The organism is Alistipes sp. UBA1686 (assembly GCF_002320215.1).
GTDB lineage: Bacteria > Bacteroidota > Bacteroidia > Bacteroidales > Rikenellaceae > Alistipes > Alistipes onderdonkii.
This window is the reverse complement of record NZ_DCKA01000021.1, coordinates 24,777-36,658: the sequence shown is the minus strand read 5'-3', so window position 1 is coordinate 36,658 and position 11,882 is coordinate 24,777. Positions and strand designations below refer to the sequence as shown.

The window sequence follows — 11,882 nt, the reverse complement described above, 5'->3', positions numbered from 1 at the left end:
TTATCCGTTTTGAAAGTCCATAACCGTTTCTTCGGCGGCCAGCTCTTCGGCACGCCGGGCCCTCAGCTCCGCAAGGGTCTTTTCGTTCGCGTTGTACTCCGCGTTGGCCGCTTCGTACTCCTCATAATCCAGAGGATAGGTAGCCCGGAAGTCAAGGCCGGACTTGATGCATTTGGCCGCCCTGTCGTCGGATTTGGCCATGATCGCCCGTAATTCGAGCTGCCGCGATTCGAGGATGTCGATCTGTCGTTGTGTTTCCATGATTCTGATAGTTATAAGACGCAGACCGGACGGGCGGAAAATTTAAAACATTTGCCTGTATAGCCCACGGTGCCAGCGCCTCCACTGTAAATAAATATGCCTCCCTGCGCCTGCTCGCACGAAGTATGGACATAATAATTATAACCATAGCACATGGTAGCTTTCAAGCGTAAGAGGGTACGGTTTACGGGGTCTTTCTCCACGTCAGCGACGAAACGCACCCTGTCGTGCATCAGCAGGTAGACCTCTTCCGACGACGGCAGCCACCATGCCCCCGCCTCCAGTCCCATCGTCATCCCTTCCACGGTGATGCCGAAGTCGAGAGCGGCCGCAGCGGCTGGGTAGCGGTACTGTGTCTTACCATAAATGTCCTCGAAGGTAAGCCGTCCGATCAGGTTCGTGTTGATCTTGCCATCCTGCAACATCGTCCCGAACGCCGTAGGATATTGTGCCATGTGCTCGGCGAACAGGTAGTCCTTGTAGGTGGGATACACGGCAACCAGATCGGGGTTGTCGACTTCGGTGAAAACGCTTTCCTGAATGATTATGTTGCTTCCCGGCTTCTGCCCCGTGGCTATCTGGCCTCTCTTCGAATAATATTCCGCGAACTGGTCGAGGACACCACCCGCCGCAGTCCCTTTCGCACCATTCTTGCGGCGGATGTAATACTCCGCTTCACCCGTGTCCAAGATTAGGATACTTTGGTAATCCACATCCACGGCGCGGCGCGTCAACGTGCAGTCTGTTGCCGAAATCTTTTTGTACCCCTCTATCGTAGACCATGCATCACATGTCATGACAACCGCGGAAAGCTCTTCGGAGGCCGAGGCCACCCAGGAGTATGTAGCTTTGAGTTCCGGTTTAGAATTTATAAGTGCGGCAATGTCTGCCAATGTCGAACCCGCAGGGTACGTAAACGAGAATTCGCTGGTATAGATGTTCAGCGTGAATTCACCGCCCGCGGCGAGGTTGAAGCCCGACAATGCCACCTCATAGCTATATGCCCATCTAACTTCGGATGCCGCGTTGCGGAGCGACACGATCAGCACCCGCCCGCCCTGCCGGGCGTAGACCACGGCCACGGGGACAAGCTGCGGCGGCAACTGCTCTGCAACAAGCGTCGCACCCTTGACGAAGCGGATAGTTCCCGTGGTCTTGTCGAAGACCGCGAGGTCACCAACCCCGGCAGCCGGCTTGTCCACCACGACGTTCACGCCGTCGTAGATGAGCGCCCCGTCGTCCTCGATGTATGATACTGCCGACTGCGTGCCCTTGCGGTTCTTGTCGGCCGTGTAACCCGCCTTGTCGGCGTATTTGTTGACTTGTGACATGTTGTATGTAGTTTAAGCGTTCTTCCAGTCCGACACCGCGCCGTTGCCCACGGAGTGGTAGACCGCGTTGTTCTTCGTATCGACATAGAACTGCCCCGCGCGGTCGGGGGCTTTCGTCGGCGCACCCTCGCCCGTGACGACCAGGTTGTTGTCGTCCCACACGCCCAGTTTTTTCACCTGCAACTCCGGGATCAGCACTTTGCCCGAGAGCACTTCCACGAGCAGCCCTTCGAGGTGCGTCACGCGCGCTTCGAGCGTGCAGTCCGAGTGCGCGATAACCGAAATTTCGCTGAACGAAGCATCCGACCACGGCGTGAGCTTGTGCCTGGACAAGAAGTCGGCATCGGTGATCTCCGGCCCCGTCGTGTAGTAGGTGTTGCCCAGCAGCGTGACGTCGACCTGTGTGAAGGGAGCGCCGCCCTCCACGTCGGGCATGTAGAGCGCTTTGGTTCCGTCGAGCGACAGCAGGCGGCAGCCGATGATCTCGACGGCCATATTTTTCGCCGCAGCATCGGTGCTTGCGTGGATGGTGGCCGCGCCCGTCGAAGTGCCTACGTGCGTGTCGCTGACGCACTCGCAGCCGTCTAACCGAATGGTCTGGTTGTCGGCAAGGCCCGCGCCGACGGGTGAATGGCACGTACTGAAGAGTTTGCAGTTCCGAATCGTCGTGAAATATCGCTCGGTGGCGGCAAATGTCGAATCGACATGTACGCAGTAGCAGGCTTGGTGGCCGCCGGCGCTGGTGTCCGTATAACTCTCGTCGTTCAGGCAGTTGACGGTCATGTTGGCGACGGTGCATTCGCCGCCCGCCTCGATGATCTTGGCGCGGTTCACGGAGTTGTTCTCATACGAGACGATGACGCCGTCGCGGCTCTCGCCGATAAGCGATATGCGGTTCGCCCCCTTGTTGATGATCGCATACGGGTAACCCATCGCCACATTCTTCGGGGCCTCGTGATCGTAAAGGCCGTTGCGGATAAACACCGTGACCGCGTTGTTCACGACATCGAAGGCGTCCCTTGCGAAGTCGCACGCCTGCGCGACCGAGAAGAAATGCCCCGTCCCGCCCTCGTCCACGGTGAAGGAGTCCGTGTCGAAGTTTTTCAGCGTGGCCCGGCTCTCGGCGTCGCACCATGCGTCATAGTTGTTGAGCGTGACGATCAAATCCTCGATGGTGACCTTTTGGCCGATATTGGTGGCTGCGGGTATGCTAATACCCACATTCAGCCGTCCCGCTACCGACGCCGCCTTGCCGCGGTAGTAGATTTCGTAGGTGCGGTCTGCCTTGAGGGCAAACCATCGGCCCCGCTGGTCGAGATTGTCCGAATAGGTGATGATCCGCAAAGAGCACTCTTTGTCCACGCGCAGCTTCATGCGCACGAAAATAAAGTCCGAAGCTGCGACCGGGATGCGGCTGGTCAGGGAGAAATTCGACGTCACGCCTGACTGCGTAGGCGTAACGACCATGCTCCGATCCGTGATGTCCGAGCCCGTATTATTATAATAGCTCTTCGTAAAGTCCTTGAGGATGTAGGCTACGTGGTCTTTGTAGCCCAGCTCCGCATCCAGCGTCGTGCCGTCTCCCATCAGCACGGCCGACGCCGAGGTCTGCGGGTCGAACGCCTTGCCCTCGGCGTTAGTAAGCACATAGGCGCCGGAGGCGGTCTTGTCCCCCTGCATCGCGTTCTGCGGCCGAAGAGCCCGCCGCAGGGCTTCGTCGGTCTGCTCCCCGGTGGTTTGTAATTGGTAAGTTGCCATTTCTCTGTGTTCGGTTTTAGGGTTGCACTGTGTAAATTTACCGCTTAGTTTGTGGAACATCGGCGATCAGGGTTCCTGCGAGACCTCGACATCGTAGGTCACGTCCTCACTCGATTCGACGTTGCGGTACCGCATCGAGATCGTCCCCGTGCGCCGGCCGCCCGTCTCGTTCTTCGAGACGGCAAAGGCACGTCCCTCGCCCACCGCCACCGTACCCGGGACGTCCCCGGAGAAAGTGCACCATTCCGGCGCCGAAAGCAGCTCCAGGTCGACGTTGCCCGTATTGCGGAGCGTACCCAGGTGTGCAGTGGATGTCCACGGGGATGGCGGATCGAGCGTAATGCCCGGCGAGTAGTCGTAGTAGAGCACCACATCCGTGTCGTAGGTGTACGCCTCCTTACCCGCCGGGACGGCGATCTCCTGCATATGCATGCGCGAGCCCTCGGCATGCGCCATAATCAGGAGCGTAAAGCCCTGCATGGTCGCATTGTCGAAAGTCTCATGCACGCCGCCCGTGAATTGCAGGTTTTCGTCGCTCCCGTCAGGCTTCATATACTGGATTATCACGACCGCATCCTCCACCGCCGCGCCCTGCTCGTTCCTGACCGCGAAGTCCAGGTGCAGGGAACGCGAGCCCGGGGAGAGCGTGACAGTCTTGCGGATCGTAACGGGATCCGCACCGGCTTCCACGGGCACCTCCTCCACCGCATCGGCGTAGTCCGCGGCCGTGACGGTGATGCGCGACGTAAAGGCATTCACCGAGCAGTCCGAATAGCCCCCGTAGTCGAGGTGGCTGCTGTTCGTGGTGCGGATCGTATTGGTATTGCCCGAGCTTTGCAGGTACGTGCAGGCGATCTCGTCGGCGACGACGGGCGAACCCTTCGCATCCCGCACGAGGATGTCGGCACCCACCGTACGCGACGAGCGCAGGGGAACGACCCCGGTGTAGGTGTAGTCCGAGCTGCCCGAAGGGATAGACCCCTGAATCCAGCCATCGTTGTAGCCGGACTTCGAGGCCGTGACCGTGACGCTCGATCCGCTCGTGGGGATGTCGGCGATGGTATCGTCCACCGCCGAGGTATTCGTATATTCGCGCGTCACGGTTTGGCCCGCGGCGTCCTCCGTGGTGACGGTGACCTTATCGGCCGCGAGGGGGCTGCCGTCCACGTCCTCGATCGACAGCACGACGTGCAGGTTACGCCTCCCGAGCGTGAGCGGCAGCGCCTCCGTCACGATGTACTCCGCGGTGCCGGCGGGGATGTCCACCCGCTTCTTGCCGCCCGCATACCCGGCCTTGGTCGCGGCGAGACCCAGGGTCATATATTCCGTGGAGGCTTCCAGCGTGACGTCGACAGTGTCCGTATCGGCCCAGCGTTCCAGCTTGCTGTCGCCCGACGGAAGGATATACGAGGCCGTAACCTCGTCGGCCGCAAGCGGTGCGCCCTGGTCGTCCGTCACCGTGAGGCGGAGTTTCAACGGGCGGCGCGGCACGGCGCTATTCAGCGTGGCGGTCTTGGCGACCCGGAAGCTCCCGGCACCCGCGACGAGGGTGACGGATTCGCTCCACGGCTCGTAGCCCTCGGCCTCCACCCTGAGCGACATGGCGAAGCGGCCGGTCGTGACGTCCGTAAGCGTGGCGGTGACCTTCGAGCCCGACCCGGCGTAGGTCGCCCGACTGCCGTCGGACTTAGTGTACTCCGCCTCCACGGACTGCGCAGCGACCGGGGCGCCCTGAGCGTCCGTAATCGTAAGGTCGAGGTACACCGAGCGGCTTCCGGGGGCAGCGGCTTCCAGCACGGCGTCGTCCGTATAGGAATACGCGTCATCGCCTTCGGGGACGGAGACCGTGTGCTCATAGGGTTCATAGCCCTCGCACACCGCAGCGACGCCCAGCGTGAACGCAGCCGTCGTGACGTCCGCAAGCGTGGTCTGAATACGTCCGTTCTTGGTGGAGTAGTAGGTCTCTTCGCCGTCCGACCGCGTATACAACACGACGGCCTCGGCATCGGAGAGAAGCCGCCCGCCCTGGTCGGTGACCGAGAAGTCGAGGCGCAGGGAACGCCCCGCATTGCTCAGGCGCACCTCTCCTTCGTACGAATAATCCTCCTCGCCCGCGGGGATGTCGACGCTTTGGTCGTACTCCTTGAAACCCGGCTCCGAGACCGTGACACGAAGCGGGAACGAGAGCACCGTGGCCGCGTCGATAAGCGAATCCACGACGTCGAAGCCCCGGTAGCTGTTCCGCCCCGTGCTGCCGTCGGGCCGCGTCCAGTAGATGTCCGTCGCGGCAGCCGTGACAGGGCTGCCCGAAGGATTCAGGATCGACAGGCGGACGCGAACCTTGCGCGAGGCAAGCGCCGTACCCTCCTGGTGCACGGCGACCGTGCGACGACCAAGGCACCCGTACGCATCCGGCCCGAACTCGGCGACGCCATCACGCTCGTACTGCGTCGCGGCGGCAGAAAGCGTGATGCCCGTATTGCCCGAAAAGGTTGCGAGAAGCCAGTCCGGGCCCGCGTATTGTTTGACCGGGAACAGGCCCGGTTGTACCTCTACACTGCGCGAGCCCCCGATGACGGGCAAGTGGACGGACGTGGGCGACAGCACAAAATCTGACTTGCGGATCAGGCGAAGCGTGAGGTCGTAGCCCGACTTTACCGACGTCGGAAAGTGTGTCAGGTCAACAAACGTTTCACCCTCGAAATAGGGTTCGAACTCGGCAGGCACAGCCAGCGTGCGGCCGAATGAATCGAGCAGCGTCCGCCCTTGCGAATCGAGGAGCACAAGGGGTTCGTCCGCCTTCATACTGACCCGTATTTTCGTTCCGGCATAGACATCCTCCCAATCCTCCGGCGCTTCATTGAGGCTCCATACGACGGCGCCCTTCTCGTCCGTGTGCAGGCTCACCAGGTCATCATCGCCGTGGCTTATGATGATTCGCACGCCGGGGAGCATGCCCCCGGACACCGCGTCGACCACCTTCACACGGAACTGCACCGATGCTTCGGGCATTTCGATCAGTCCCACGTTATCGTCGAACGACACATAGGACAGGTAACTGCCGTCGGCCTTGTATGCCACCACACAGAGATAGGGGCCGCAGACAATCACGTCGCTATCTGCGCCTATCGGTATCTTGCACTGCGCTTTGCTTCTCGCATCGTAAGCCGACAGATAGAAGTTGCCGCCGCTGTTGACCTTCACGGCCGCAATCGCGCTGTTGCAATCGGCCGCGACGACCTGCCCCATCCCATCGTCGAGAGCGAACAGGGATTCGCTGAATTTCAATTCTCCGCCGACCCGGCGGCGCACACTCACGGCCGGCCGTGCCGTAGCGGGATCGCGTACTACGACCAGAGAATCGGAGACGGCCAGCATTTCGACCGGCGCGGCAGTCATAGGATTATACTCATCGTCTATTGCCGGCAAGACGTCTGCGGGATGCAGCTCGTAGTTGTGCCAATAGGTATTGGTCGCAGTCCGCAGGACGTACCCGTTGGACATAAGCATCATATCGGTGACGGAAATATCGAACACATCCTGCGATTCTATTTCCAGGCCATCCGTAAACACGGTTACCGTCGTTTTCCCGGCCACAGTAACGGCGTCGTATGAAACCCACACTTTGCGGGAGGCATCATACAGGGCCTTGTCGTACGCCAACACGTCAGCCGTAGTAGCATCGAGGTGAGACAATACGGTACCGACATTATCTACGGCATACAGTTCACCGTCCCCGACCTGGATAACAACAGAATTTATACCTTTCCTTATGTCCAGTTTTTCCGCGCTATAAGGCAAGCGGATCGTATCCCCCGTTTCCGTGTCAAACAATTCGACCTCGTGAGAAACCAATCCTGTCCGGAAAAATAAAGTTCCATACAAAGCCGCACATAACCGCTGGTATTCACGAAACGTGTGTGTCGGGGTTAATTCGAGCGGCTTGTAAACCCGCTGCGTATCGACCAACTCGCGCAGTTGGACTTTATATATCTGACGGGGTGCGTACAACTCCCACGAATTGACATAGTAGATTGCCTTCGTAAACATCCAGTCACGAAACAAGGAATTCATGTCGACGGCGAACGGGCACTGTAATTCTCCGTACAGTTGTCGCCGAACTCCCGCCCGCAGACGACGCACGCCATCAGCGAGAATATCCATAATGCAGCCTCGCTCCGTCCGGGCGACCCATGAAACGACAGGCGAGCCGGCCGCGTCCGTCAGCACGTTCGGAAGGATGACGTTTGCATTCGCGTTGTACCCACCGTCACGTACGGGGACAGAGCAGGTAAATTTACCTGAGTTGGCTGAGGTTACCGGTAAATTAACCCCCGAAATATCCGGAGAATTATCGCCAAGGTCATTATCAATAGCGATATTCGATATAAATGACTTTTGAAGTCCGTCAAACCCATAAATGTAGAAATAAATGATAAGCTGACCGGCCTTATTTTCCAGGTTGGGAATGCTGGTTACGGCAAAATCAAACGACTGCGACTGCAACCCAGACAAAGGGTAATAATTCGACGCATCAGTAACATCGGAACCTGCTATATCTTTTTTCAACTCTGTGTCATCGGAAATTTTCTCATCCCATGAACTCGTCCTGATATTCCAAAAACGCGAATTACTTCCCTGTCGAAATTCGATATGACAGCTGGCGTACAGTTTATAATTCGTCGCATTAAAGACATCGAACGATATGCTAATAGATATTTTGGCAGCCGGGTAATAAGTTTCCGACCGATATTCAACACGCCCATGCGTAGCATGTAGAAATACCCTATTCTTTAAAACACGGAACTGCCACACCGTATTCAAAGCCGTCCAATCCTGCGGTTTATAATAATTTTCCTCTTCTTGCTCCTTGGTCGCAAGCTGGATTTCCGCATTCTGATACGGCGCCAGCAAATTGATCTCCGACGCAGAGGACATTTTACACTTGTCGTACCACAGGTTATGCACGACTGGCCTATTCTTATCCGCAAAGAACGCGGCCGGCCTAATCCGGCTGCGTAACGACATGACGGTACGCAGGTGGTACATCCCTGTGGCCTGGAATATCTGCCCGCCGAAAGGCGCTACGCAGAGTTCCAACACATCGCGCCAGGTCGCCTCGGTATCCTGCATGTCATATATGCGGGCGCGGTCGATATATATGGTTTTCAGGGATGGCGCTGTCGAATCGTCCGATTCGAGATTCAACCATTCGCAAACCGGCAAATCGAGTTCGAGATTTTCGACAGCCTCCTGCAACAGGTCGTACACCGTCGTTGCACCGGTGAATTTAACGCCGTCGGTATTGCGAAACGGCATAGCACTTAGCAACGACAACCCGTCCGTAGCCGATAGGGTCACTGCATACGGTGCTCGGGCGAATTCCTCCTTATAGCTGTTCGCAGCGAGAAATCCTCGCCATAAAAACCGTTTTTCAGGCTGTCCGGCCGCATCAGCGCGCCATTCGTAGATCGTGATGCGGAATTTTCTCGGATCGGTGGTAAACAGCGACAGGTATTCCATGCTGTTGACGCAAAGTACCTGCAACGTCAACGAACCACCCTTTATTGCCGTATACTCCGGATCGTCCGCTCCGCCCTGTTTGAGGGTAAACACATCGTCGTGCGGGCGCATCATGGCCGGGATCGCGTTCGTCAGGCCGCGTTCTTCGATCTCGATACGATACAGCAACCGGTCGCGCATCTTCGATCGGTAGTCAATATAATATTTCAGCCCGTATGCCATTACACCCCTGCATTTACATAGTTCACTCTCACATCTTCGCGGCGAATAGCCAGCAACAGGTCGGAACCGCTCACACGGAACTGTCCGCCGACAAATTCGAGCGATTGGCGCCCAAACCCGTATTGCCTCAGTTTCGACAACGGCGCAATCACCTCGGGGTCGCTGCCCGCTCCGCGGTTATCACCGACAAGCGCCATAGTAGGCCCATAAGCAAGGCCGCCGTTTGCCAGAGCGATACCTTTACTTGCGTTGCTCTTGAAGGCACTGATCATTGCCGTACCTGCGGCTATCGCAGCAGCACCTACAACCAATCCGACCCACGGTGTAGCCCATATACTGTTTAATGCAACTTTTATGGATTCAATCACCTCGGATGTCGCAATAAGCTGTTTTCCCAATGACACTAAAAATTGCCCGACGGCACGCCCAAACCCGGCAGCAAGATCATCGAAGGCTCCATCCCCGGACAGAATATTGCCCAAACCCTCCCCAAAAGCAAAAGCGAGGTCTTGTACAAGGTTATTCAACATGGCGCCATAATCCATAATTGCCCCTTGTACCGTATCTTTCATATCGCCCAGGTTCTGCCTGAACCTCTCGGCAGCCGCTTCCCAGTCGGCAGCGGGCGGATTGATTGCGTTCGGATCGAATTGCAGCGGCGTGATCGGTTTGTCCATTAAACCGTTCCGGTTCTTGACGATACTCCCCAGCTGCCCGGTGTTTTGCAGACCCTCCAACTTCAACCTGGTTTGCTCCAGTTCTTTATTGAGGTTGGCAATCTCGTAGGTATTTGTAGCTTTCTTCTTCGCATCTTCCAGCTGGCTGATCTTCTCCTGCAACTGGCCGATCAGACCGATCGTTTTCTCGATCTTAACGTTCCCAGTTTTGCCGTCGTCATCATTTTCATCAGCGATTGTGCCCGATCCAGATTCAGCTTGACTCCCCCACTTCAACATCAAGTCGGAAACCGCCTTATCTGCCTTGGCTTTTTCAACTTGCAGGCGTTTTAGGAGATAATCGACAATATTCCATTCCGCACCGTTGATATGATCTGTAACCTTGTTTATGATCCCGCGAGTTTCAGCGTCGATTTCAGCCCCTTCCATAACGACAGGGCGTATTTTTGCAAGTGCATACGCAGCCATATCCACGCCGCTGGACGTTTTTTGCCCCTTGAGACGTTTCTCAAAAGTCTCTTTTATCGCATCATAAGTCCTGGACTGTTGCTTTGCATAAATATCAGCCGTCGATTGTAGGGCTGCGTCCATTGCACGAGCCCGAGCGGCCCGCTCGGCCCCTTGCGTGACAGCCCTATACGCCGCTGCAACGTCGTTTAGTGCGGTTTCCTCATCCCCAAGTTTCGAAAGATAAGTGCCGTATTTGTCCAAAATAGTCTGTTTGGCATCGGCATACTCCTGAGTGCCTTTAGTCGCTGCCTCAAGCCGCCCGAATAGCTGGTCTATTTCGTATCGTTCCGCCGCGATTTTCGTCTCCGTCTCGGAGGTAATCCTATTCAATTCCCGCTGCGCATCGGAAGCGTCCACCGCCCCCTGTCTCCACGCGACAAGCGCCCCGAACAATGCAGTGGCAGTCGCAACGATAATACCTACCGGGCCAAATGCCACGGCAAGTGCAGGTTTTATAAGCGGTAGTATCTTGAGGATGGCACCCAGCGCCATCGATAGCGGGCCGATAGCAGCAACCAATCCTCCAACTGCCACAATCGCCGTTTTTGTCCCGGACGGAAGTTCCTGCAACCACGTCACGGCCTCCTGGAGCCAGCCTACGATCTCCTTCACGACCGGCATCAAGACCATGCCTATTTCCTCGCCGAGGTCACCCAGAGAGTTCTTCAACTGCTGCAACGGGCCGAGGCCTGTGCGTGCGACCGTCTCGGCGAACCCCTTGTAATTGTCCAATGCGAACTGCACGGCCGCACCGTTTTTCAGTTCCTCGGCGGTAAACTGTTTCAGCGCCGGAATGCTTTCCCCCAATTCGCCGGTCAGCCCGCCGTAGGTTTTCGCCAGGTTCTTGACGGCGCTGTCGAGCGTCATGCCCGTTGCGGCAGAGAGTTGTGCCGACGCCTCGATCGTATCGTTGATCTGCTGTTCGGTCAGGCCGAGCGAAGCCAGGAATGCCTGCTGGCCGATAATCACTTCATCGCCGAAGATCGACCGGGACTGTAATTCCCCGGCCTGTTTTATCAATCGCTTCTGCACGCTTTCACGCCCTTTCAGTGCCGTTAGCAACCGTTGCTCGGCCTGCATCTGCACATCGGCCAGGTGCACGGAAGCACCGGCCGCAGCCGTGAGCGGCGCGGTGAAATAAAGCGACATGGATTTACCGAAGCCCTGCAGGTCTTTACTCAGTCCCGCCAGTTGCTTCTTCACCTCGCCGCTCATGGCCTTAAAGCCGTATGTGTCGGCTCCCAATTTAATCAGGAGTTCCGCGATTTTTTTTGCCATGCTTCAAATCCGTTTGCGATCTCCAATGCTTCCCGTTCCATCCGCTCGATATCCCTCTTCGACAACTTGCCCGTTTTCCTCCGTGTCCGGGGCTTTTCGTCCCACGGGAAAGGCAATGCCTCGCCCGGGCCCTGCCCCTTGTAGTCCCGCATCGCGGACGACACCACGTAGCTACCCCACCGCTGCACCTCCATTGCCGTACGGTATTCGCTTTCCAGACGGCGAATATATCCCTGTTCTGCCGCATCGAACTCGTCGAGCGTCATGTCGTCGAACTCCGACGGGGCCAGCCCCATCATCCCGACACCCACGGCATAGAGCG

At 57.4% G+C, this 11,882-nt stretch carries 6 protein-coding genes; all 6 read right to left on the bottom strand.

Translation table 11 applies throughout. The features are described 5' to 3' along the window. A complete protein-coding gene (locus B3C38_RS10255; protein ID WP_286727005.1) occupies positions 1 to 261 on the bottom strand; it encodes a hypothetical protein in 261 nt (86 codons plus the stop codon). Between the two features lie 11 nt (positions 262 to 272). Continuing rightward, positions 273 to 1,592 carry a hypothetical protein gene (locus B3C38_RS10250; protein WP_286727003.1) on the bottom strand — a complete coding sequence of 440 codons (1,320 nt, stop codon included), beginning with the start codon at positions 1,590 to 1,592 and terminating at the stop codon, positions 273 to 275. Between the two features lie 12 nt (positions 1,593 to 1,604). Then, positions 1,605 to 3,350: a hypothetical protein gene (locus tag B3C38_RS10245; RefSeq protein ID WP_286727001.1), complete on the bottom strand. Its 1,746-nt coding sequence runs from the start codon at positions 3,348 to 3,350 to the stop codon at positions 1,605 to 1,607. Between the two features lie 66 nt (positions 3,351 to 3,416). After that, positions 3,417 to 7,400 (bottom strand): carboxypeptidase-like regulatory domain-containing protein, encoded by a 3,984-nt coding sequence (locus B3C38_RS10240; RefSeq protein WP_286726999.1) that lies wholly within the window; start codon positions 7,398 to 7,400, stop codon positions 3,417 to 3,419. A 1,694-nt stretch (positions 7,401 to 9,094) separates the two neighbouring features. Continuing rightward, positions 9,095 to 11,560: a hypothetical protein gene (locus B3C38_RS10235; protein ID WP_286726998.1), complete on the bottom strand. Its 2,466-nt coding sequence runs from the start codon at positions 11,558 to 11,560 to the stop codon at positions 9,095 to 9,097. Then, entirely contained in the window at positions 11,533 to 11,871 is a 339-nt protein-coding gene (locus B3C38_RS10230; RefSeq protein ID WP_156454463.1) for a hypothetical protein, read from the bottom strand. The genes B3C38_RS10235 and B3C38_RS10230 overlap by 28 nt, the downstream gene beginning before the upstream one ends. Between the last annotated feature and the right edge of the window lie 11 nt (positions 11,872 to 11,882).

Bases quoted from the DNA above. Each gene is read 5' to 3' on its own strand.
- B3C38_RS10255 (WP_286727005.1), bottom strand. From the start codon at position 261: ATGGAAACACAACGACAGATCGACATCCTCGAATCGCGGCAGCTCGAA.
- B3C38_RS10250 (WP_286727003.1), bottom strand. From the start codon at position 1,592: ATGTCACAAGTCAACAAATACGCCGACAAGGCGGGTTACACGGCCGAC.
- B3C38_RS10245 (WP_286727001.1), bottom strand. From the start codon at position 3,350: ATGGCAACTTACCAATTACAAACCACCGGGGAGCAGACCGACGAAGCC.
- B3C38_RS10240 (WP_286726999.1), bottom strand. From the start codon at position 7,400: ATGTTTACGAAGGCAATCTACTATGTCAATTCGTGGGAGTTGTACGCA.
- B3C38_RS10235 (WP_286726998.1), bottom strand. From the start codon at position 11,560: ATGGCAAAAAAAATCGCGGAACTCCTGATTAAATTGGGAGCCGACACA.